The following is a 22,612-nucleotide window of genomic DNA, read 5'->3' as shown; positions in this document are numbered from 1 at the left end:
GGTCTCGGTTGATGGAATCGGCCTCCCGCAGGTTCGGCGCGGGAGGGTGGGTGGCGCGTGCGTCCGCGCCGGGTTGATCGGGGTTCCTTGTGTGACTTAGAACACCCGTTTGCGTTCGTTGGAGGGCGGGATCGCCATGGCTTCCCGGTATTTGGCGATGGTGCGGCGGGCGACGTTGATGCCGCGCTCCTTCAGCTTCTTGGAAATCACATCGTCGCTCAGGGGTTTGGCCGGGTCTTCCTGGTCGACGATCTCGCGCAGGAACGCCTTGATCGCCGTGGCCGAGCATTCGCCGCCGGCGTTGGTCGAGACGTGGCTGGAGAAGAAATATTTGAACTCGAACACCCCGTTGGGTGTGTGGATGTATTTCTGGGTGGTGACCCTGGAAATGGTCGATTCGTGCATCCCGACTTCCTCGGCGATGTCGCGCAGGACCAGGGGTTTCATGGCGGTTTCGCCGTAGTCGAGGAATTCCTTCTGGCGCTCGACGATGGAGCGGGCCACTTTCAGCAGGGTTTCGTTGCGGCTTTGCAGGCTCTTGATGAACCAGCGGGCTTCCTGCAGATGGTTCTTCATGGTCACGTTGTCCGAGCTGGAATCGGCCCGTTTGATCATGTTGGAGTAGAAGGGATTGATCCTGAGCTTGGGCGCTATATCCGGGTTGAGGGTCACGATCCATTGTTCGCCCTGCCGGAACACGAACACATCGGGGATGATGTACTGCGATTCCCCGGTGTTGATGAGGCGGCCGGGCTTGGGTTCCAAGCTGCGGATCAAGGCCACGATGTGGTTCAAATCCTCGTCGTCGATGTCCAGGTTGCGCTTGAGCCGGTTCAGGTCTTTCTTCGCCAGGATATCGAGGTGGTGGGTGACGAGGCTGAGGGCTTGCTTGCGCCAGGGGGTGTCCTCGGGCAATTGCAGGAGTTGGATGCGGAGGCAATCGGCCAGGTCGGTGGCGGCGACGCCGGGAGGATCGAAGCTCTGTATCCGGTGCAGGACCGCCTTCACTTCGTCGAGTTCCAGGCCGGGCATCTGGCTGGCCAAGCCTTGGTGGATATCGGCGATGGGGGCGGTCAGATAGCCGTCGGTGTCGATGCTGTCGATGATGGCGGTGGCGATGGCGTAATCGGTTTCGCTGAAATTGGTCAGCTCCATCTGCCAGACCAAGAGGTCTTGCAGGGTCTGGGCCGGTGCCCGCTGCAACAGGAAGTCGTCGTTGTCGGAATCGCCGGAAGAGGCGGGCGTGAAGCTTTGCAGGTTGTCGTAGACCTCGTCCCAGGAGGAATCGACCGCCAGTTCCTGCGGGATGTCCGCCGGGGCGTCCATATTGCCGAGTTCGCGGTATTCGGGTTCGGGCTCGGAGGATTTGGGCTCGCTGAGGTCGTGGACGACTTCCGGGGGGGAGAAGCCCTCGTCCTCGGCCATTTCCAGCATCATGTTGGAATCCAGGGCTTGCTGGATTTCTTGTTGTAGGTCCAGGCTCGACAGTTGCAGCAGCTTGATGGCTTGCTGCAATTGCGGGGTCATGGTGAGTTGTTGGCCGAGGCGGAGTTGGAGGGTCTGCTTCATCTCGCTGAAAATCCGTGCCGTTATGATATGGCTAGCAATGGACGTACCATTTCTCTGTTGGCCCCATTCTAACTTTAGTATAGCCGCCGCGAAAGCCGCGTTTCACAGCGAGAAGTTTTCGCCGAGGTAATGCTGCCGCACTTCCGGGTGGGCGACGATGGCCTCGGCGGTGCCCTCGGCGATCACCTTGCCGCCGGCCAGGACATAGGCCCGGTTGCAAATGCCCAGGGTTTCGCGGACGTTATGCTCGGTGATGAGGATGCCGATGCCGCGCAGCCTGAGGTGGTCGATGATCTTTTGGATGTCGATGATCGAAATGGGATCGACCCCGGCGAAGGGTTCGTCCAGCAGCATGAACTGCGGTTCGCAGGCCAGGGCGCGGGCGATTTCGACCCGCCGCCGTTCGCCGCCCGACAGCCCCATGGCGGGCTGTTCGCGCAAATGGCCGATGTTGAATTCGTCCAATAGCTCCTCGATGATCTGTTCGCGCTGCTTGCGCCCGACGCCTTGGCGCAGTTCCAGCACCGACCGGAGGTTGTCGGCCACGCTGAGCTTGCGGAAGATCGAAGGCTCCTGCGGCAGGTAGCCGATGCCGAGCTTGGCCCGCGAGTGCATGGGCAAATGGGTGATGTCGCGCCCGTCCATCTGGATATTGCCGCTGTCCGGGCTGATGAGGCCGACGATCATGTAGAAGCTGGTGGTCTTGCCCGCGCCGTTGGGGCCTAGGAGGCCGACGATTTCCCCGGTCTGCATGTTCAGGGAAACGCCATCGACGACGTTGCGGCGGTTGTAGCGCTTGGCGAGCTGGGTGGCGGTGAGGGTGGTCATGGGGCGGGGCTGGCGCTGTCTTCTTCTTTCTTGGGCAGGATGGTGACATGCACGCGCTTGCTGCCGGTGCTGGCGTTGCCGGCCTTGTAGAGCGAATTACGGGTGTCGTATTCGATACGGTCGCTGCGGACCACATGCTCGCTGATGTTGATATCCTCGCCTTCCCAGGTCACGGCCTTGTCGTAGAGGATGAGGATGCCGGTTTCGGGGAAATAATCGGCCCGCTGGCCGGTGCCGTGCATGTCCTGGTCGCCGCCTTCCGGCCTTTGCTTGAGCCGGGCCGGCCTTCCGAGGATGATGATCTTGTCGGTCTTGTTGTCCTTCTGGTAGACGGTCATCTTGTCGCCATAGACCTCCAGGCTGCCTTGGGTGGCTTTGACATTGCCGACGTAGACGGTTTCGCCCTTCTTCTCGTCGTAGGTGGCGGTGTCGGATTCGATATACATGGGTTGTTTGGAGTCGCTGTCCAGGGCCGGGGTGGGCTGGGCGGCGGCCATGAGGCCCAAGAGCGCCAACCCGGACAGCTTGGGATTACCGCCTTGTTTGATCTTGTTCATCGTCTTACCTTGCTGCTTGGGATTGCCGTCCGCTGTGGAGGGGGGATTGGGGTCTCTGGGCATGGCTTTATCCGCCGGACCTGCCGCGTTTGGCCTTGGCGTCCGCATCCGGCGTTTCCTTGGGGATCGATACCCGCCGGACTTGGGACAGGATATTGAACCGGAGATCGTCCCCGAACCACACCTTGCCCCCGACCCCGGTCAGGGTATCGCCCTCGCTCAAGACCCGGACGAAAGTGTCGGTTTCCGCGTAATTATTGTCCGGTTGGACCCTGGCGTCGGTGGTTTCGATGCGGATGGGCCGGTTGCCTTTGTCGTCGCCGCCTTCCCGTTCCACCAGCACCTCGCCTTGCAGGTAGATGGTTTCGCCCTCGCTGGGCAGGAGCGCCGCGTCGGCGTGGATCACCCAGGGCTGGCCCTTGCTGGAATACAGCGTCATGACGGGGTGGGTGAGTTCGGTGTGGTTGTCGTTCTCGTAATGGGTCAGGGATTCGGCCAGCAGGAGTTCCTTGGGATGTCCGGTCGTGTCCATCACGGTGCGGCGGATGTGCTTGGAATAGTAATCGATCTTCCCCACCGGGGGCTTGGATGGATTGAATTCCTTGGGAGCCAGGTATTCCGCGCCCCACCAGGTGAGCAGGGCCAATGATCCGAGCAGGAGATAGCTCGCGAGGGTTTTGAAGCTGGGCATCGGTTCAGGAATAGCGGTCCAATATGCCCCGCAGCGTGCCTTGGGCCTCCATGATGAGATCGCAGACTTCGCGGGCCGCGCCCAGCCCGCCGGGGTTTTGGGTGGTCCAATGGACATGCTCCCGGAGGCCGGGATGGGCGTCGGCCACCGCCACCGCCAAGCCCACCCGCCGCAGCAAGGGCAGGTCGATCCAATCGTCGCCGACATGGGCCACTTGTTCGGGTTCCAGCTTGAGTTCCGCCAGCAGTTGCCCGAACACCGCCAGCTTGTCCTCGCAGCCCTGGTGGACATGGGCGATATCGAGGCTGGCCATGCGCCGGGCCACGATGGGGGATGAGCGCCCGGAAATCACGGCGGTCTCGACCCCGCTCCGGCGCAGGAGCTTGAGCCCCAGGCCGTCGCGGGCGTGGAAGGTCTTGTATTCCCGCCCTTCGCTGTCGAAGAACAAGCGGCCATCGGTCAACACCCCATCCACATCGAAAATCGCCAAGCGGATGTTCGCGGCCCGCCGCAAGGCGGCCTGTCTCGCTGTTTCCGGCATCAAAGCACCCCGGCCCTGAGTAAATCGTGCATATTGAGGGCGCCGATCAAGCGTCCCGCCTCGTCCACCACCAGCAAGGCGTTGATGCGCTTGCCTTCCATGATCCTGACCGTCTCCGCCGCCAAGCGGTCCGCCGTCACGCGGGTGCAGGTCCGCGTCATCGCCGCCGCCACCGGGACGGCATGGATATCGCCCGCCTTTTCCAGCAGCCGCCGCAGATCGCCATCGGTGAAGATGCCCAGCACCCGTTGTCCGGCATCGACGATGGCGGTCATCCCGAGGTTCTTGGCGGTCATTTCCAGCACCGCGTCCAGCACCAGGGCGTGTTCCGGTACCCAGGGGATTTCCGCGCCCGTGTGCATGATGTCGCGCACCCGCACCAACAAGCGCCGCCCCAGGCTCCCGCCCGGATGGGAGAAGGCGAAATCCTCCTCGGTGAAGCCGCGGGCTTCGAGCAGGGCCACCGCCAGGGCGTCGCCCATGGCGAGGGCGGCGGTGGTGCTGGAGGTCGGGGCCAGGCCCAAGGGGCAGGCTTCCTCGGCCACGCCGGTATGGAGATGGGCGTCGGCCTGCCGGGCCAGGGTGGAGGCGGGCTGGCCGGTCATGGCGATCAAGGGCACGCCCAGGCGCTTGAGCAAGGGCAGGATGGTGAGGATTTCCAAGGATTCGCCGGAATGCGACAGGGCCAGCACCACATCCTCGCGGGTGATCATGCCCAGGTCGCCATGGCTGGCCTCGCCCGGATGCACGAAGAACGCCGGGGTGCCGGTGCTGGCCAGGGTGGCGGCGATCTTGCCCGCGATATGCCCGGATTTGCCCATGCCGGTGACGACCACCCGGCCCCGGCAGGCCAGCATGGTTTGGCAGGCGGCGACAAAGCCCGCGTCGATGCGTCCGGCCAGGGCCGCGACCGCCTCGGCCTCGGTGGCGATGACCTTGCGGGCCATGCGGCACAGGGTCTCGGCATCGGCGGGGGGCGGGGCGCGGCGGTGTTCCGGGGGCGGGCTCATCGGGAGGGGCGGACGATCAAAAGCGCGGATTATGCCATGAACGGGCGGGTGGGGGCTTGGGCCTTGTCACCTATTCACCTATCGATTCGGCGGGCTGGACAGGAAACACGGGACGGAGCCGCGTCAACCCGCTGGTTCGGCGTATAAATCCTGTCGATCCTGCCGGTGGGTCGAGGCCGGGATCGCATGGATGGAAGGGGATTTGGCATTACGGGCTGTACCAGCGGTAGTCGCAGGCGCGGCAGTGGTATTTGTAGATGACCCGGAAGGACGAGGGTTCTTCCTCGTACTCGACGGAGGACTCGTTGCCGCAACGCGGACATTCCAGCGAGCCGGGGTCGCCGCCGAGATAGCGGGATTTGAGGAAATAAAGTCCCCCGACCATGGCCCCGGCGACACCGACCAGGATCAATATCCATTTGGTGCTGACCTTGAAACCAGTGACCTTGCTCTTGAAAGCCTCCATCCGCTCCTGGGATTCCAGGCTGCGCAGCGCCTCGGCGGCTTGCTCGGCGGTGGTACGCAGGTTGGCGCCGGGAACATCGCGGATATCGCCGGGCGTCACCACGAACATGATGTCCTCGTGGATGGTGACCGAGGGGCCTTGCGGGGTGGAGCCGACACCGATCTCGTCGTAGCCGTATGTTTGCAGGAACTCCTGGAGGCGTTTTTTCGCGCCCTCGGCCCGCTCGGCGGGGGACAGTCCCATGAACGGGCTGCGGAACACCATGATGGTGGTGCCGTTCAGCATCAGGGGGATGGGCGGGTTGTCGGGGGCCACGGTGGGCGCGGGGGAGGTTTCGGCGGCGGCGGGGAAGGGCGGCAGCGCACAGACCAGGGTCAGCGCCAGTAAGCCTTGCCATGCCCATTTGTTCATCGATATTTCCTCGGGGTCGTGTGAGCTTGCCCCCGGTTTGGGGCGCGGGATGGATGGAGGGCGTTATTCTCGGGAGGGGGCTGGTTCCTGTCAAAGGGGGCCGGGCCGGTATTCCGGACGCGCGGTAGGGCCGTGGTCCGGCTGGAACGCGGCGGCATCCGGGAGGCCGGGGGCATGGGTTGATAAACCCGTATTCCGCCGCGCCGCGTGTGGGCGACACAAGCCCTCACCGGCCCGGCGCTGGGTTATGATGCTGCCCGAATCCACCCCTAGAGCGGAGCCGCAGCTTGATTATCAACAACGTCAAAGGCATCAGTAAGTCCACCCGCGCCAGCCTCGCGGAGCATGGCATCTTCTCGGTCGAGGAACTCGCCACCGCCCATGTCGAGCAATTGCTCAAAATCCCCGGACTCAGCAAAACCAAGGCCACACGTATGATCCGCGCCGCCAAGTACATGATCGGCGATATGGAAGACCATCCCGAATCCCCCGACCTCCGCTCCGAGCGCAAAACCCTGGGCGAGGAGGGCGGCATGGTGGACCTGACCGATGGCCGCTGGTACATCAACCAGGAATTGAGCCTTCTGGAATTCAACCGCCGCGTGCTGGAGCAAGCCAAGGACGACCGCGTGCCCCTGTTGGAGCGGCTCAATTTCCTGTGCATCTCCTGCTCCAACCTGGACGAATTCTTCGAGGTCCGCGCGGCGGGCCTGATCCAACGGGCCGAACTCGGCGCGGTCCGCACCGGACCCGACCACCTCACGCCACAGGAAGCCCTCGCCGCCATCAGCGCCGGCGCCCACGAACTGGTGGCCGAGCAATACCGGGTGTTGAACCAGGTCATCCTGCCCTTGCTGGCCGAGCAAAACATCCGCTTCATCCGCCGTGGCGGCTGGAACGAGTCGCAACAGGCCTGGCTCAAGCAATATTTCGAGGAGGAATTGCTGCCGATCCTCAGCCCCATCGGCCTGGACCCGGCCCATCCCTTCCCGCGCATCCTCAACAAGAGCCTGAATTTCATCATCCCGCTGTCGGGCAAGGATGCCTTCGGGCGCGATATCGAACTGGCCATCCTGCAAGCGCCGCGCTCCCTGCCGCGCATCATCCAACTGCCGCCGGGCGAAACCGATAGCGGTCCCCACGATTTCGTGTTCCTGTCCTCCATCATCCACAATTTCGTGGACGAACTCCTCAACGGGATGAAGGTGCGCGGCTGCTACCAGTTCCGCGTCACCCGCAACAGCGAGATGTACCTGGACGAGGAGGAAATCGACGATTTGCTGCGGGCCTTGGAAGGCGAATTGAGCAGCCGCAACTACGGCGACGAGGTGCGTATCGAGGTGGCCGACAACTGCCCGGACAGCCTGATCGATTACCTCCTGAGCCGGTTCGGCCTGAGCGTCGACCGGCTGTACAAGGTCGATGGGCTGGTCAACCTCAGCCGGGTGCGCGAGGTCTACGACCTGATCGACCGGCCCGACCTCAAATATCCGGCCTTCACCGCCGGGATTCCGACCTCGGTGACGGGCGGGCGCGATTTGTTCGAGGCGATCCGCAAGCAGGATATCCTGATGCAGCACCCCTATGAATCCTTCGCGCCCATTATCGAATTGCTGCGGCAGGCCGCCGACGATCCGCAGGTGGTCGCCATCCGCCAGACCCTCTACCGCACCGGACCCAATTCGCCCTTCGTGGAAGCCTTGATGAAGGCGGCGCGGGCGGGCAAGGAAGTCACCGTGGTGGTGGAACTCAGGGCGCGGTTCGACGAGAAGGCCAATATCTCGCTCGCCACCCGCTTGCAGGAGGCCGGGGCGCAGGTGGTGTACGGCATCGTCGGCTACAAGACCCATGGCAAGCTGATTTCCATCCTGCGCCGCGAGGGCAAGCGACTGCGCTATTACACCCATCTGTCCACCGGCAACTACCATCCCCGGACGGCGCGGACCTATACCGACTACGGCCTGCTGACGGCGGACCAGGAATTGGGCGAGGACGTGCGCAAGGTGTTCGTGCAACTCACCAGCCTCGGCAAGATGGGCAAGCTCAACAAGCTATTGCAATCGCCGTTCAGCCTGCATCAATCCTTGTTGAAGAAAATACAGCGCGAGGCCGAACACGCCCAGGCCGGGCGTCCGGCCCGGATCGTGGCCAAGGTCAACGCCGTGGCCGAGCCGCAATTGATCCAGGCGCTCTACCGGGCCTCCATGGCCGGGGTGGAGATCAAGCTGATCGTGCGTGGGATTTGTTGTTTGCGGCCTGGGGTCGCGGGCGTGTCGGACAAGATCGAGGTGCGTTCCCTGATCGGGCGCTTCCTGGAACACAGCCGCATCTATAGCTTCGAGAACGGCGGTGCCCCCGAGCTGTACGCCGCCAGCGCCGATTTCCTGCCGCGCAATATGTTCCGCCGGGTGGAGGCGTGCTTCCCCATCGAGAACAAGAAGCTGGCCGACCGCATCCGCGACGATTTGGAGCTTTATCTCAGGGACGACTCCCAGGCGTGGCGCTTGGGGCCGGATGGGACTTACCAGCGGGTGGAGCCGGTCGAGGATTCGCCGGGGGTGGAGGCGCAGACGGTGTTGTTGGAGCGGTTCAAGAAGGTGCTGTAGGGCGGTGGCCGGCACTTCGCGGCGAACGGGATCGGGCCCTTATGGCCCGGTCGCGCTTCCGGTCCGGCGCAACGGGTCAAAGCGCGCGGGTGGGGCGCAAACTTTGGGGCGCGCGGGGCGCGCCAAAGCCGAAGTTATTCACGGCCCAATCCTTACCATCCGATAGCCTATCGGTTACGCTTTGCGCCCCAGAGAACAAGCCCCGGCCCCGGCGGGCCGACCCATCCCCAGCACGATTATTACCGGAACTGCCATGACCCCCGATGTTTTCATCTACGACACCACCCTCCGCGATGGCTCCCAGCGCGAGGGCATCTCCTACTCGGTCGAGGACAAGCTGAAACTGGCCCAGCAACTCGACGCTTTCGGCGTGCATTACATCGAAGGCGGCTGGCCGGGTTCCAATCCCAAGGACGCGGCCTTTTTCGAGCGGGTCAAGTCGCTGGGGCTCAAGCACGCCAAGATCGCCGCCTTCGGTTCCACCCTCCGCAAGAACACCGAGCCGGAGGACGACAGCAACCTGCAAACCTTGCTCGCCGCCGAAACCCCGGTCATTACCTTGTTCGGCAAAAGCTGGGATTTGCAGGTGACGGACGTTTTGGTCACCACGCTGGAAGAAAACCTCGCCATGATCCAGAAGAGCGTGGCCTTCATGAAGGCCCATGGCCGCGAGGTGGTCTACGATGCCGAGCATTTCTTCGATGGCTACCGCGCCAATCCCGGCTATGCGCTGGCCACCTTGCGGGCGGCGGCGGAGGCGGGGGCCGATGTGCTGGTGCTGTGCGACACCAATGGCGGCACCCTGCCCTGGGAGATCGAAGACGCCATCCGCGCCGTGCGGGCCGAATTGTCCACGCCCATCGGCATCCACACCCACGAGGACAGCGGTTGCGCGGTCGCCAACGCCCTGGCGGCGGTGCGGGCGGGGGCGGTGCATGTCCAAGGCACCATCAACGGCTATGGCGAGCGGGTCGGCAACGCCAACCTGTGTTCCATCATCCCCGATCTGCAATTGCGCATGGGCAAAGCGGTCCTGCCGCGCGAAAATCTGGCCCGTTTGACCGAGTTGTCGCGCTACGTGGCCGAGGTCGCCAACCTGCCGCCGGAAAAGCATCTGCCCTATGTGGGCAGCAGCGCCTTCGCCCATAAGGGCGGGGTCCACGCCGCCGCCATGCTGCGCAATCCCGCCTCGTATCAAATCATCGATCCTGCCCTGGTCGGCAATCAGCGCCGCACGGTGATTTCGGAATTGTCCGGGCGCGGCAATCTGTTGGAGCGCTCGCAAAAGCTCGGCCTCGATTGCAGCGGCGAGCAGGCCGGCGAGATGCTGAACCAGATCAAGGAATTGGAGGCGCAGGGCTTTTCGTTCGAGAGCGCGGAAGGTTCGGTCGATGTGATGATGCACCGCTTGCAGCCGGCCTATGAGCCGCCGTTCGAGTTGATCGATTTCGTGGTGATGGTCGAGCATCGCCAGGGCCGGGGGATTCTGACCGACGCCATGGTCAAGGTGCGGGTGGGCGAACAGGTCATCCATACCGCCGCCGAGGGCATGGGTCCGGTCAGCGCCCTCGATACCGCGCTGCGGAAAGCCCTGCGCGAGGTCTACCCGGATTTGGACGAGGTGCGGTTGGACGACTACAAGGTCCGCATCCTCGACAGCGAGACCGGCACCGACGCCGTGGTGCGGGTTTTGATCGACACCAAGGACGGGGCGCGGCGCTGGAGTACGGTGGGGGCCAGCCCCAATATCATCGAAGCCAGTTGGCGGGCCATGTCCGACAGCCTGGAATATGCCTTGCTCAATCTGAACAAGAACTAGCGGGAGGTCGCTATGAACCGGCGCGGGATGCGGGCTTGGCCCGGCGTTTGGGTGTGGTGTTTATGGCTGCTGTGGTGCCTGTGGCATCCTGCCGGGGCGGTGACGACCCTGGCCGTCGGTCCCGGCGTCGAATCCTTGCCGGTGGTGGCGGTCAATACCGGCAACGGGGAATTGCTGGCGGTTTGGTACGATACCACCCAGAGCAGCGCCATCGAGAGCGGGGCGTATGACCAGGTGGTGGGCCGCCGCATCGATGCCAGCGGCCAGCCGGTGGGCGCGGTGTTCCTGATTTCCGACCGGGTGTTGAGCGCCCCGACCTTGGGTGGCAGCCGTCCCGCCGTGGCCTATAACAGCAAGCGCGGCGAATTCCTGGTGGTGTACGACCGGGCCTACGATGGCAGCACCGAACCCGGTCTCTACGCCCAGCGCGTCAGCGCCGAGGGCTTGCTATTGGGCGATGAAATCACCCTTTCGTCCGGTAGCGGACAGGGCAGTGCCCGTGTCGCCTACGACCCGGTGGCGGATCGGTATTTGTTGGTTTGGATGAGCGACCAGGGGATCACCGGGCAATTCTTCGACGGCGCGGGCGCGGCGCTGGGACAATCGGCGGTGTTCGCCCCGTCCGGGGCCAAGAATCCGGCCTTGGCCTTCAGCCCCAATTCGCGGCGCTTCTTGCTGGCCTACGAAGCCGCCAGCGGCAGCGTGTCGGATATTCTCGGCTTCATGATCGCCGCCGATGGCAGTTCCGGCACCCAAATCGCCCTCGCCACCGCCGCCGGGGCGCAGACCACGCCGGGCGTGGCTTTCAATAGCCGCACCAACCAATTCCTGGTGACCTGGACCGATGCCCGCGACAGTACGCTGCCCGCCGCCGCCTACGGTCAGTTGCTCGGCGATAACGGCGGTTTGAAGGGCGGCAATGTCAAGCTCGCCCCCGCCGCCCTGGCGCCGCGCCCGGTGTATTCCCCCGTGACCGGCAACTACCTTGTGGCCTGGGGCGTCGATGATTCCGCCTCCGCCAAAGTCGGTTTCATCCGGGGGCGTTTGTTCAAGGCGGGTTTGGCCTCCGTGGGCGCGGGCTTTTTCATCTCCGCCGACACCACCACCAGCCGGCCCGCGCTGATCGTCCGGCCCGCCGCGGGCGATGCCTACGCGGTCTGGGCCGGGACCAGCTCCGGCAAATCCGCCATCTTCGGGACGCTGGTGCCGCTGGCCCCGGCCAGCGCCAAGCTCAGCTTGGCCATGACGGCCCAACCCGTCCGCGCCGAGGTCGGCGAGACCGTGACCTATGCCCTGCGCGTCGCCAACAAAGGCAGCGCCAGCGCCAAGACCGCCACCTTGAAAGACAAGCTGCCCGCCAGCCTGACCTTGGTGTCCGCCACCAGCGACGCCGGCTCCTGCGCGGTCGAATCCAACACCGCTCAATGCGAACTGGGCGAAATCAAGGCCGGGGCCGTGGTCAATGTCACGGTGACGGCGACGGCGGCCGGATTGGGCAAGCCCGTCAACACCGCCACCCTGAGCTGGGACAACGGCGGCTCGACCCTGGCCAAGGTGTCGGCCCAAACCGAGGTCAAGATCGGCTATCCCGGCAAGCTGGTCCTGTTGTCCCCCAATGGCGGGGAAACCCTGGCGGCGGGTTCGGCATACACCCTCCAATGGCAGGTCCAGGGGGCGCGGAACGGGGATACGCTCAAGTTTTCCCTGTTCTATTCGCAGGACGGGGCCATCACCTGGACCCGGATCGCCAAGGATGTGGAAGGCGATTCCTATCCCTGGACGGTCCCGGCCACCATCGGCAACAAACACGTCCGGCTGAGGGTGGTCGGCTATTTCAATGGCAAGCCTTTGGGCCAAGACCTGTCCGATGGCCGTCCCTTGATCGAGGTGTTGAAGCTGACCAGCCCCAATGGTGGCGAGCAATGGAGCGCGGGCCAAGTCCAAACCATCGCCTGGACCACCCAGGCCACCCGCAGGCCGGTGGCCAAGGTCTCGCTGTTCTATTCCCGCAACGGCCAGGATAACTGGAAGAAGATCGCCGATGTCTACGATAACACCGGCAGTTTCGGTTGGACCGTGCCCACCTTGCCCAAACCCACCGACCGGGCCAAGGTCCGGGTGGTCCTCAAGGATGCCCAGGGCGTCGAACTGGGCGCGGATAGGAGCGATGGAGCGTTCGGCCTGGATTGAGGCCGGGGGGGGTTTCCCTGGTGCGCGGACGGCCCCAGAACCATGGCGGGCGTTGCCGTCATGGTTCTGGGGCCGTTCCGGTTTTCCGGTCCGCCTATCCGCCAAGCACGCTATACTGACCCGCCCCTTAACAAGGTGATAAAAAATGCATAATGCCGTCATGGAAAACCTGTTTTCCCAGATCATCCAGGAACTGGGCGAGGACGTGACCCGCGAGGGTCTGGTCGATACGCCCAAACGCGCCGCCGCCGCGTTCCGCTACCTCAACAGCGGCTATCACATGGACCTCGACAAGGTGCTGAACAACGCGATCTTCGAGGCCGACACCGAGGACATGGTGATCGTCAAGGACATCGAGCTTTATTCCCTGTGCGAACACCATCTCCTGCCCTTCATCGGCAAATGCCACGTCGCCTACCTGCCCAAGGGCAAGGTGGTGGGGTTGTCCAAGGTCGCCCGCATCGTCGAAATGTACGCCCGCCGCCTGCAAATCCAGGAGCGCCTCACCAAGCAGATCGCCACCGCCCTGCAAACCGCCGTCGATCCCAAGGGCGTGGCGGTGGTGATCGAGGCCAAGCATCTGTGCATGATGATGCGCGGCGTCGAGAAGCAGAATTCGGTGATGACCACGTCCTCCATGCTGGGGCTGTTCCGCAAGGAAATCAGCACCCGTTCCGAATTCCTCAACCTCATCAACCGCTGACACCGGGGCCACGCCGATGACGGCTAGCGACAACAACATCCAGGGCCGCCGGTGCGCCGTGCTGCTCGTCAACCTGGGGACGCCGGCAGCGCCGACCCCCGCCGCCGTGCGGCAATATCTGGGCGAGTTCCTGATGGACCCCCGCGTGGTGGAAATCCCCAGGCCGGTTTGGTGGCTGATCCTGCACGGGATCATCTTGCGGGTCAGGCCGCGCAAATCGGCCCATGCCTATGCGTCGATCTGGACCCCGGAAGGTTCGCCGCTGCTGGTGTATAGCCGCAGGCTGACGGACGCGGTGCGGCGGGAATTGAGCGGGCGTCTGGGCCGGGAGGTGGTGGTCGAACTCGCCATGCGCTACGGCCAGCCCTCCATCGCCGGGCAATTGGAAGCGCTCCGCGCACAGGGCTTCGAGCGCTTCCTGGTCCTGCCCTTGTATCCGCAATGCGCCGCCTCCACCACGGCCACCGCCTTCGACGCCGTGGCCGACACCTTCAAGCGCTGGCGGGCGGTGCCGGAACTGCGCTTCGTGCGCGATTACCACGACCATCCGGGCTATATCGCGGCGGTGGCGGACAGCATCGAACGCCATTGGCGGGAGCAGGGGCGCAGCGGTTTCCTGCTGTTTTCCTTCCATGGCTTGCCGGAGCGCAGCCGCGAACTGGGCGATCCTTATTACCAGCACTGCCAGACCACCACGCGTTTGATCGTGGAGCGCTTGGGCTTGCAGGAGGGCGCTTGGCAGTTGGTGTTCCAATCGCGCTTCGGGCCCGCGCAATGGTTGCAGCCCTATTGCGTCGAGGTGCTGAAGGAATTGCCGTCGCGGGGCGTCAAGGCGGTGGATGTGGTCTGTCCCGGCTTCGCGGTCGATTGCCTCGAAACCCTGGAGGAAATCGCCATCGCCAACAAAGAGGTGTTCATGGCGGCGGGCGGGGAAAGTTATCGGATGATCCCGGCGCTGAACGACGGGCCGGAACATGCCAAGTTGCTGGCCGATATCGTGGTGGATGCGCTGTAGCCCGTGTAGGGCGGGTGGGTTGCGATCCGTCCCGCCATCCCCAAGCCCACCGCTCGCGCCATGTAGAATATCCGTCATCTCCCCCAGCCCGCCCCGGACGGATTCCCCACCGCGATGCCCACCCCCTCACGCCCTCCAGGCCGGGGTCGTCCCAGACGCCCCGTGCGACCCGCCCGCCGCCGCCCGTCGGGCGGTTTCCGCCGCCTCCTCGTCCTGGCCGCGCCCTTCCTCATCGCCGGTTTCATGGCCTATATCGCCTATCTCGACTACACGGTGCGCGAGCAATTCGAGGGCAAGCGCTGGGCCTTGCCCGCGCGGGTCTACGCCGACCCCGCCGAGTTGTACGCGGGGGCGCATTGGGACGCGGCCCAATTGCTCTGGCTGCTGGATGAACTGAAATACCGCGAAGATGCCGGACTGTCCTCGCAAGGCGCGTATTACCGCACCCGCGACGGCATCGTCCTCAAGACCCGTGAATTCAAGTTCTGGGACAAGGCCGAGCCTTCGCGGGAGGTCCGGGTACGCTTCGCCGGGGGAGGAGTGGCGGAATTGGTGGAAACGGGCCGCGGCCAGTCCCTGCCCTTGCTGCGGATGGAGCCGATCCAGATCGGCAGCTTCTATCCGGCCCTCAAGGAAGACCGGGTGCTCATCAAGCTCAGGCAAGCCCCCGATTTGTTGCTGAAAGCCCTGTTCTCAACCGAGGACCGCGAGTTCTACCAGCATCATGGCGTGTCGGCGCGGGGCATTCTCAGGGCCATCGTCGCCGATATCCGGGCGGGCGCGCTCGTCCAGGGCGGCAGTACCCTGACCCAGCAGTTGGTGAAGAATTTCTTCCTCACCTCCGAACGCACCTGGTGGCGCAAGCTCAACGAAATCTTCATGGCCTTGATCCTGGAGGCGCGTTATTCCAAGGAGGAAATCCTCGAAGCCTATCTCAACGAAATCTACCTGGGCCAGGACGGGGCCCGCGCCATCCATGGCTTCGGGCTGGCCAGCCGCTATTACTTCAGCCGCTCGCTGGACGAATTGGAGTTGCACCATGTGGCTTTGCTGGTGGCGCTGGTGCGCGGCCCTTCGGTCTACGATCCTTTCAAATCCCCCGACAAGGCCCACAAGCGCCGCGATCTGGTGTTGGACGAGATGGTGGAGCAGGGCTATATCAACGCCAAGCAGGCCGTGACCGCCCAGGCCCGGCCCTTGGACGTGATCCAGAATCCGCACCAGGCCATCAGCCGCTATCCGGCCTTCCTGGACTTGGTGCGCCGCCAATTGCAGCGGGAATACCGGCCCGAAGACCTCACTTCGGAAGGCTTGCGCATCTTCACCACCCTGGATGTGAACGTGCAGCGCCATCTGGAGCAAGCCGCCACCACCATCCTCAAGCAACTGGACGCCCGGACCCGTTCCACCCAATTGGAAACCGCCGCCATCGTCACCCGCCGCGCCAATGGCGAGATCGTGGCCCTGATGGGGGACCGCGATCCGGGCGCGGCGGGTTTCAACCGGGCCTTGGACGCCGAGCGGCAGATCGGTTCCTTGTACAAGCCGGTGGTGTATCTGACCGCCCTGGCCAGTCCCCGCAAATACACCCTGGCCACGCCCTTGCAGGACAGCGCCGTCCGGGTCAAAAGCCCCGGCAGTCCGGTCTGGCTGCCCAAGAACTACGATAACCGCGAGCATGGCGCGGTGCCCTTGTACCGGGCTTTGGCGCATTCCTATAACCTCGCCACCATCCGCCTGGGGATGAGCCTCGGGGTCGGTAACACGGTGAAGACCCTGCGTAAATTGGGGGTGGACAAGCCGGTCGACCAGGTGCCGGCCTTGTTGCTGGGCACCTTGGCGCTGACGCCGTTCGAGGTGGCGGGGATGTACCAGACCTTGGCGAGCGAAGGGTTCATCACCCCGCTGCGGGCCATCCAGGCGGTGGTGGCCCAGGACGGCAAGACCCTGCGCCGCTACGGCCTGAGCGTGAAGCAATCGCTGGATGCCACCTCGGTCTATCTGGTCGATACCGCTTTGCGGTCGGTGTTGCGCGAGGGCACGGGGCGGCCGGCCTATGCCTATCTGCCGTCCACGCTGGAGGCGGCGGGCAAGACCGGCACCACCAACGAATTGCGCGATAGCTGGTTCGCCGGGTTCACCGGGGATTATCTGGGCGTGGTCTGGGTGGGGCGGGACGACAACCAACCGGCGCAGCTGACCGGGGCGCAGGGGGCTTTGAAGGTGTGGGCCGCGACCCTCGGGGCCGTCAGCCACGAACCCCTGGCCTTGGACCCGCCGGACAATCTGGAATGGGCCTGGATCGACCGGGAGACCGGGGGCCGTACCGACGAGGGCTGTCCGGGGGCTTCGCGCTTTCCCTTCGTGGCCGGCTCGGTGCCGGCGCGGTGGTCGGCCTGCGGCGGCGGCGGGATGCCGGAGGCGGCGGGCGGGGAAGCCGGGATCAAGGATTTGTTTTAGGGCGTTCGCGGGGGCGGGTTATCCGCGCCTGCCGCGCTGTCCCGCGAGGGAAAGGTCGGTGTTGTTGCCGTCCAGTTTATCCAACAAGGCGGTGGCTTCGGCTTTTTGGCGGTCGTTGCCGTGGGTGGCGACTTCCATGAGGATTTCCCTGGCCGAATCCTCGTCCTCCATATCGGCGTAGGCTTTCGCCAAATCCAGTTTGGTCTCGAATTGATCCATGTCGGTCAATCCGGCGAACAAATCTTCTTCCTGTTCCTGGACTTCGGGTTCGAGGTCGGTCGGGGCGGGGGCTTGGAATTCTTCGATCTCGTCGATGGTGGGCGCGGGTTCCAACAGGTCCAGGTCGAAATCGAAGCGGCCCAGCGGGGCGCGCTCCGCCGCCGGACCGGCCTCGGAGGTTGTTTCCGCCGGTTCCTGGCCGATCTGGCCGGTGAGTTCGCGCAGGATGTCGTCGATGGTTTTGTCGGCGGACCCGTGATCCGCCAGCAGGGATTCTTCCGGTTCGGGGGCGGGTTCCAGATCGAGGCTGAAGGGGATCAGGTTCTCCAGTTCCCCCACCGGCCCGGTGTCCCGGTGCGGGGTGGCCTGGGGTTCGGTGTCCGCCGCCTTCAGGAAATCGAGGTCGAATTCCAGGGCGTCGAACAGGGCTTGTTCCGGCTCCTTGGCGGCGGGCGCGGGGGTTTTCGCTTCGGCGGCGCGGGCGGGGGCGGGCGTCGCCGCGGTGTCGTCGGCGTCCAGCCCGTCCAGGGAGAGGAAGCCAAGTTCGGCGTCGTCCCCGGCCTCCGACCCGCCTTCCATGAATTCGATTTCGAAGCGCCGCAAATCGTCGATCAATTCGTCGGACAGGTCGAGGGAACCGAGCGGGCTGGATTTGGGAACCGAGGATTTGGCGGGCTCGGCCCCTCCTGTGCGGGGGGCCGCCGGGGCGGTGGCGTGGAACAGGTCGCTGTCGGCCAGTAGTTCGCGGCCCATTTCCTCGACCTTGTCCCAGAAATCTTCTTGCTGGTGCTTGCGCTGGCCCTTGAGTTCGCGGGCATAGCTCTCGAAGGCCGCGCGGTTTTCGGTGGCGTAGTAGATTTCCAGCAGTTTGAGTTTGCACTCGTCGCGGTCGGGATGCTGCTGTATGGCATGGCGGATGAGTTCCTCGGCCTGCTTGTAGCGGCCATAGGCGAGGTAGACATCGGCTTCCGACACCGGATCGACCTCGTCGGTCTCGCTGCCCAGCGCGTCGAAGTCGCTGGGGGTGAATTCGCTGAGGAACGAACTCTTGGTGGTGATGATCGGTTCCGGGGTTTCTTCCAGCGCCTTGGGGGTGGGGAGCGGGATGTGCTGTGGGCTGCCTTCGCGTTCGGCGGCGAGCAGGATGCTCTCGGTGGCCGCGATCTTGGCGTTGCGCCAGCGGATGAGCAGCATGACACCGAAGCCAACCAGGCCCAGGGCGGCACCCCCGTAAAGGTAGGGGCTGAAGTCGAACGGGGTTTCCGCCACGGGGACCGGGGCCGGGGGCGTGACCGGTTTGGCGGGCGCGGTGGGCTTGGCGACCGGGGGTACGTTGGGCTTGGATGGAGGCTGTACCGCTGCCGGGGGCGGCGTGGGCGCGGCGGGTTCGGGTTTGGAGACCGGCGCTGGCTGGACCGGGGTTTCCGCGACGGCGGCTTTGGGCGGCGGCGGTGTGGCCGGTGCGCCGCGCTGGGCCTGTAGGCCGGCGATTTGCTCGTCCTTGAGGGTGAGCAGGCGTTGGATATCGCCGAGTTGCTGCCGGAGCTGGGCCAGTTGCGATCTCAGGTCTTCGGTTTCCTGCTTGGCGGATTCCGCGACTTCCAGCGCTTGTTCGCTCTTGGCCCGGCTGGCGGGGGTGTCGCCGCCGGGGAGCCCGCCTTGGTTCCTGGGCCGGGCCTCGGGCGGCGGGGTGAGTTTGAGTTGCGGACCGCCGGTGTCGTAGGCCGCGGTTCCGGTACCTTGGGCTTGCTGGCGGGTGAATTCGGAGCGGGCCTGGCCGGGCGCGAGCCGGGCGATGAAGTCGCGGCTGGGCAGGCGCAGCACCGCCCCGGCCTTGAGCCCGTTCATGCGGTAGCCGGAGAAGGCTTGCGGATTGGCCCGGTACAGGGCCAGCATCATTTGTTCCTGGGAGACGCCGGGGTCTTGGTTCAGGGCGCGGGCGATGCTCCATAGGGTTTCGTCGCGGCGCACCGGGCCATAGGCTTGGTCGGTGAGTTGGTCCGCGCTGGGCGGGGGCGGCGGGGCGGCGGCGGGGCGGGGCGCGGGTAGGGCGGCGGGACGGGGTGGGCGGGGCGCGGGTTCGCCGCCGCGGCGGATTTCGGCGACCCGTTCGTAGGTGCGGGGGCCGGGGCGTTGCATGGCCGGGGAATCGATCTCGGCCGCGACCCGTTCTTGCAGGCTGGAAGGCGGGTCCAACAGCACGGTGAACTCGCGCAGCAAGCGCCCTTGCGGCCAGTTGACCTCGACCAGGAAATCCATGAAGGGTTCGGTGATGGCCTCGCGGGAACTGACCTGGATGACGTAATTGCCGTTGGCGGTTTGGGTGGGCGTGAAGCGCAGCTTGGTGAGGAAATATTGGCGGTCCAGCCCCGCCTTGGCGAAAGCTTCGGGCGAGGCGAGGCTGACCTTGACATCGGCCAGCGTATCATTACCGGACAGTACCAACGGGATTTCTGCGACCAGGGCTTGGTCCAGGGCGGAGTGCAAATGGATATCGCCAATACCTAGCGCGTTGACCCCCATCGGACTTAGCAGACCTATCAACGCCACGGTTCTCGAGATTTTATGCACTGTTTGGCTCCTTATTTCCAATCGCTGGCAGCGCCCGCCCCAGGCCCGATTCGGGCCCACAGCCCTGAAAAGATTAGACTAGATGTAGGTTTTTGCCAAAATTTCGGCAATTTGGACGCTATTGAGCGCGGCCCCTTTGCGGACATTATCGGCCACCACCCAGAGGTTCAAACCCCTGGGATGGGAGATATCCTCGCGCACCCGGCCCACATAAACAGGGTCTTGTCCGGCGGCTTCTGTAACCGCCGTCGGGTATCCTCCCGGTTTGCGTTCGTCCAAAACTGTGACGCCTTCCGCACTTCGCAAAAGTTCCAGCGCCCGCTCGGCGCTGATTTTTTCGCGGGTCTCGATGTGTACCGCCTCCGAGTGGCCGTAGAACACCGGTACCCGCACCGTGGTGGGATTCACCTGGATGCGGTCGTCGCCCATGATCTTGCGGGTTTCCCACACCATCTTCATTTCTTCCTTGGTGTAGCCGTTGTCGAGGAACACGTCGATCTGCGGCAGCACGTTGAAGGCGATCTGCTTGGGATAGACCTCGGGGCTGATCGGCTTGCCGTTGAGCAGGGCCGCCGTCTGCGACGCCAGTTCCTCGATGGCTTCCTTGCCGGTGCCCGACACCGCCTGGTAGGTGCAGACGTTGATGCGCTCGATGCCCACCGCGTCGTGGATGGGTTTCAAGGCCACCAGCATCTGGATGGTCGAGCAATTGGGGTTGGCGATGATGCCGCGGGTTTTGTACTGGGCGATGGCTTCCGGGTTGACTTCCGGCACCACGAGGGGGATGTCGTCGTCGTAGCGGAATTGCGAGGTGTTGTCGATGACCACGCAACCCGCCGCCGCCGCCTTGGGCGCGTAGATTTCCGAGACCGACGCGCCCGCCGAGAACAGCCCGATATCGGCCAGCGAGAAATCAAAACCGGCCACGTCCTGCACGGTCAGGGTTTGGCCTTTGAATTCCACCTGCTTGCCCGCCGAGCGTTCGCTGGCGAGGGCGTAGACGTTGTTCACCGGGAAATCGCGTTCCTCCAGGATGGAGAACAGGGCTTCGCCGACCGCGCCGGTCGCGCCCAGGACGGCGACATTGTAGGTTTTGCTCATGGGAGCCTCCTTAAGGATCGATCAGCGGGATGCCCGCAGGGCCGCGACGATGGCGTCGCCCATTTCGGCGGTGCCGACCTTGCGGGTGCCTTCCGAGTGGATGTCGGCGGTGCGGTAGCCCGCGTCCAGGGCGGCGGTGACGGCCTGTTCGATGCGGTCGGCGGAAGCGGCGTCGTCGAAGCTATAACGCAGCATCATCGCCAGGGACAGCACGGTGGCGATGGGGTTGGCGACACCCTTGCCGGAAATATCCGGCGCGGAACCGTGGATCGGCTCGTACATGCCCTTGCCGTTCTTGTCCAGCGAGGCCGAGGGCAGCATGCCGATGGAACCGGTCAGCATCGCGGCGCAATCGGACAGGATGTCGCCGAACATGTTGTCGGTCACCATCACGTCGAATTGCTTGGGGGCGCGGACCAACTGCATGGCGGCGTTATCCACATACATATGGGACAAGGCCACATCGGGATATTCCTTCCCGACCTCGATCATGACTTCGCGCCACAGCTCGGTGCATTCCAGCACATTGGCCTTGTCCACCGAACACAGGCGCTTATCGCGCTTCTGGGCGGTTTGGAAACCGATGTGGGCGATGCGGCGGATTTCCGATTCGCTGTAGATCAGGGTGTTGAAACCTTCGCGTTCGCCGTTGTCATTGACGCGGCGGCCGCGCGGCTTGCCGAAATAAATACCACCGGTCAGTTCGCGGATGATGACGATGTCGAGGCCCGACACCACTTCCGGGCGCAGGGTGGACGCCGCTTCCAATTGCGGATAGAGGAGGGCCGGGCGCAGGTTGGCGAACAGTTCCAGTTCGGCGCGGAGACCCAACAGGCCGCGTTCCGGGCGCAGCGAATAATCCAGGGGTTCCCATTTCGGACCGCCGACCGCGCCCAGCAACACCGAATCGGCGGCGCGGGCCAGGGCCAGGGTGGCCTCAGGGAAGGGCGTGCCGTGGGCATCGTAGGCCGCGCCGCCGATCAAGGCTTCCTCGGTTTCGAGGGCGAGGCCGAAGTCCTGGTTCAGGCAGTCGAGGACTTTGAGGGCTTCGGCGACGATTTCGGGTCCAATGCCGTCGCCCGGCAATACTGCGATTTTCTGGGTCATGGGTGCTGTGGGTAATGGTGATTTTCTTCGGGTGGGCGCTGCCACCTAGGGGGGCGGCGGTGGCGGACCGGGGGGGAACCCCGTCCGCCGCTTGGGCTTCAGGCCGCGTCCGGGAACAGCCAGGGCGCTTCGGCCCGGCGCTGGGTTTCATAGGCCCGGATCAGGTCGGCGCGTTGCAGGGTCAGGCCGATATCGTCCAAGCCTTTCAGCAAACGGTGTTTGCGGGAAGGGTCGATCTCGAAATGGAATTTTTCGCCGTACTTATCGGTAATAGTCTGGCTCTCCAAATCGACCGTGAGGTTATCGCCGGGTGTCAGTTCCGCGAACAAGCGGTCCACCGCCGCCGTGCCCAGCACGATGGGCAGCAGGCCGTTCTTGAAGCAGTTGTTATAGAAGATATCGGCGAAGCTGGGCGCGATGATGACCCGGAAACCGTAGTTTTCCAAAGCCCAGGGCGCGTGTTCGCGGGAGGAACCGCAGCCGAAGTTCTCGCGGGTCAGGAGGATTTGCGCCCCGTAATAGCAGGGCTGGTTCAGCACGAAATCCGGGTTCAGGGGCCGGTGGGTGCAATCCATATCGGGTTCGCCCCGGTCCAGATAGCGCCATTCGTCGAACAGGAACGGGCCGAAGCCGGTACGGCGGATCGATTTCAGGAATTGCTTGGGGATGATCGCGTCGGTGTCGATATTGGCGCGGTCCAGGGGTACGACCCTGGAACTGATGCGGTGGAAGGCTTTCATCGGTTTCC

At 64.4% G+C, this 22,612-nt stretch carries 17 protein-coding genes; 6 read left to right on the top strand and 11 right to left on the bottom strand.

Going from position 1 to position 22,612, the window contains the following annotated elements:
- Positions 1-96: 96 nt before the first annotated feature.
- From K5658_RS15810 to K5658_RS15780, 7 genes are all read right to left on the bottom strand, one after another.
- Positions 97-1,569, bottom strand: coding sequence for an RNA polymerase factor sigma-54 (locus K5658_RS15810; protein ID WP_221064065.1), 1,473 nt, complete (start codon positions 1,567-1,569; stop codon positions 97-99).
- A 102-nt stretch (positions 1,570-1,671) separates the two neighbouring features.
- Complete coding sequence (lptB, locus tag K5658_RS15805; RefSeq protein ID WP_221064064.1) at positions 1,672-2,397, bottom strand: LPS export ABC transporter ATP-binding protein; 726 nt, start codon at positions 2,395-2,397, stop codon at positions 1,672-1,674.
- Positions 2,394-3,017, bottom strand: coding sequence for a lipopolysaccharide transport periplasmic protein LptA (gene lptA / locus K5658_RS15800; protein WP_246628462.1), 624 nt, complete (start codon positions 3,015-3,017; stop codon positions 2,394-2,396). The genes lptB and lptA overlap by 4 nt, the downstream gene beginning before the upstream one ends.
- 4 nt (positions 3,018-3,021) lie before the next feature.
- Complete coding sequence (lptC, locus tag K5658_RS15795; RefSeq protein WP_221064063.1) at positions 3,022-3,645, bottom strand: LPS export ABC transporter periplasmic protein LptC; 624 nt, start codon at positions 3,643-3,645, stop codon at positions 3,022-3,024.
- Positions 3,646-3,649: 4 nt separating this feature from the next.
- Positions 3,650-4,186 (bottom strand): KdsC family phosphatase, encoded by a 537-nt coding sequence (locus tag K5658_RS15790; RefSeq protein ID WP_221064062.1) that lies wholly within the window; start codon positions 4,184-4,186, stop codon positions 3,650-3,652.
- Entirely contained in the window at positions 4,186-5,196 is a 1,011-nt protein-coding gene (locus K5658_RS15785) for a KpsF/GutQ family sugar-phosphate isomerase (RefSeq protein WP_281425899.1), read from the bottom strand. The genes K5658_RS15790 and K5658_RS15785 overlap by 1 nt, the downstream gene beginning before the upstream one ends.
- A 208-nt stretch (positions 5,197-5,404) precedes the next feature.
- Positions 5,405-6,073, bottom strand: coding sequence for a hypothetical protein (locus K5658_RS15780; protein WP_221064061.1), 669 nt, complete (start codon positions 6,071-6,073; stop codon positions 5,405-5,407).
- A 287-nt stretch (positions 6,074-6,360) separates the two neighbouring features.
- On the opposite strand from K5658_RS15780, the gene ppk1 reads away from it, so the two are divergent.
- From ppk1 to mrcB, 6 genes are all read left to right on the top strand, one after another.
- Positions 6,361-8,679: a polyphosphate kinase 1 gene (ppk1, locus tag K5658_RS15775; protein ID WP_221064060.1), complete on the top strand. Its 2,319-nt coding sequence runs from the start codon at positions 6,361-6,363 to the stop codon at positions 8,677-8,679.
- A 253-nt stretch (positions 8,680-8,932) separates the two neighbouring features.
- On the top strand, positions 8,933-10,498 hold the full coding sequence (gene cimA / locus K5658_RS15770) for a citramalate synthase (RefSeq protein ID WP_221064059.1): 1,566 nt from the start codon (positions 8,933-8,935) through the stop codon (positions 10,496-10,498).
- Positions 10,499-10,510: 12 nt separating this feature from the next.
- Positions 10,511-12,688 (top strand): DUF11 domain-containing protein, encoded by a 2,178-nt coding sequence (locus K5658_RS15765; protein ID WP_221064058.1) that lies wholly within the window; start codon positions 10,511-10,513, stop codon positions 12,686-12,688.
- A gap of 160 nt (positions 12,689-12,848) precedes the next feature.
- Complete coding sequence (gene folE, locus K5658_RS15760; RefSeq protein ID WP_425515952.1) at positions 12,849-13,391, top strand: GTP cyclohydrolase I FolE; 543 nt, start codon at positions 12,849-12,851, stop codon at positions 13,389-13,391.
- Between the two features lie 16 nt (positions 13,392-13,407).
- Positions 13,408-14,406, top strand: a complete 999-nt coding sequence (gene hemH / locus K5658_RS15755) for a ferrochelatase (protein ID WP_221064056.1) — start codon at positions 13,408-13,410, stop codon at positions 14,404-14,406.
- 162 nt (positions 14,407-14,568) lie between these two features.
- A complete protein-coding gene (gene mrcB, locus K5658_RS15750; protein ID WP_246628461.1) occupies positions 14,569-16,866 on the top strand; it encodes a penicillin-binding protein 1B in 2,298 nt (765 codons plus the stop codon).
- 18 nt (positions 16,867-16,884) lie between these two features.
- On the opposite strand, the gene K5658_RS23995 is transcribed toward mrcB, so the two are convergent.
- The 4 genes from K5658_RS23995 to leuD form a co-directional block, all read right to left on the bottom strand.
- On the bottom strand, positions 16,885-19,656 hold the full coding sequence (locus K5658_RS23995) for a motility hub landmark protein FimV (RefSeq protein WP_221064055.1): 2,772 nt from the start codon (positions 19,654-19,656) through the stop codon (positions 16,885-16,887).
- Positions 19,657-19,734: 78 nt separating this feature from the next.
- Positions 19,735-20,757 carry an aspartate-semialdehyde dehydrogenase gene (locus K5658_RS15740; RefSeq protein WP_221064054.1) on the bottom strand — a complete coding sequence of 341 codons (1,023 nt, stop codon included), beginning with the start codon at positions 20,755-20,757 and terminating at the stop codon, positions 19,735-19,737.
- Between the two features lie 21 nt (positions 20,758-20,778).
- On the bottom strand, positions 20,779-21,864 hold the full coding sequence (leuB, locus tag K5658_RS15735) for a 3-isopropylmalate dehydrogenase (protein ID WP_221064053.1): 1,086 nt from the start codon (positions 21,862-21,864) through the stop codon (positions 20,779-20,781).
- A gap of 98 nt (positions 21,865-21,962) precedes the next feature.
- Complete coding sequence (gene leuD, locus K5658_RS15730) at positions 21,963-22,604, bottom strand: 3-isopropylmalate dehydratase small subunit (RefSeq protein WP_221064052.1); 642 nt, start codon at positions 22,602-22,604, stop codon at positions 21,963-21,965.
- Between the last annotated feature and the right edge of the window lie 8 nt (positions 22,605-22,612).

Origin of the sequence: Methylomagnum ishizawai, from assembly GCF_019670005.1 — a bacterium.
GTDB classification, from domain to species: domain Bacteria; phylum Pseudomonadota; class Gammaproteobacteria; order Methylococcales; family Methylococcaceae; genus Methylomagnum; species Methylomagnum ishizawai.
Note: the sequence above shows the minus strand (reverse complement) of the source record. Positions and strands in the feature narration are given on the sequence as shown.

Excerpts from the sequence above, each read along its gene's own strand:
- hemH (WP_221064056.1), top strand. The coding sequence starts at position 13,408 with ATGACGGCTAGCGACAACAACATCCAGGGCCGCCGGTGCGCCGTGCTG.
- K5658_RS15785 (WP_281425899.1), bottom strand. The coding sequence starts at position 5,196 with ATGAGCCCGCCCCCGGAACACCGCCGCGCCCCGCCCCCCGCCGATGCC.
- K5658_RS15740 (WP_221064054.1), bottom strand. The coding sequence starts at position 20,757 with ATGAGCAAAACCTACAATGTCGCCGTCCTGGGCGCGACCGGCGCGGTC.
- lptB (WP_221064064.1), bottom strand. The coding sequence starts at position 2,397 with ATGACCACCCTCACCGCCACCCAGCTCGCCAAGCGCTACAACCGCCGC.
- K5658_RS15790 (WP_221064062.1), bottom strand. The coding sequence starts at position 4,186 with ATGCCGGAAACAGCGAGACAGGCCGCCTTGCGGCGGGCCGCGAACATC.
- leuD (WP_221064052.1), bottom strand. The coding sequence starts at position 22,604 with ATGAAAGCCTTCCACCGCATCAGTTCCAGGGTCGTACCCCTGGACCGC.
- K5658_RS15765 (WP_221064058.1), top strand. The coding sequence starts at position 10,511 with ATGAACCGGCGCGGGATGCGGGCTTGGCCCGGCGTTTGGGTGTGGTGT.
- lptC (WP_221064063.1), bottom strand. The coding sequence starts at position 3,645 with ATGCCCAGCTTCAAAACCCTCGCGAGCTATCTCCTGCTCGGATCATTG.
- folE (WP_425515952.1), top strand. The coding sequence starts at position 12,849 with ATGGAAAACCTGTTTTCCCAGATCATCCAGGAACTGGGCGAGGACGTG.
- K5658_RS15780 (WP_221064061.1), bottom strand. The coding sequence starts at position 6,073 with ATGAACAAATGGGCATGGCAAGGCTTACTGGCGCTGACCCTGGTCTGT.
- leuB (WP_221064053.1), bottom strand. The coding sequence starts at position 21,864 with ATGACCCAGAAAATCGCAGTATTGCCGGGCGACGGCATTGGACCCGAA.
- K5658_RS15810 (WP_221064065.1), bottom strand. The coding sequence starts at position 1,569 with ATGAAGCAGACCCTCCAACTCCGCCTCGGCCAACAACTCACCATGACC.
- lptA (WP_246628462.1), bottom strand. The coding sequence starts at position 3,017 with ATGCCCAGAGACCCCAATCCCCCCTCCACAGCGGACGGCAATCCCAAG.
- cimA (WP_221064059.1), top strand. The coding sequence starts at position 8,933 with ATGACCCCCGATGTTTTCATCTACGACACCACCCTCCGCGATGGCTCC.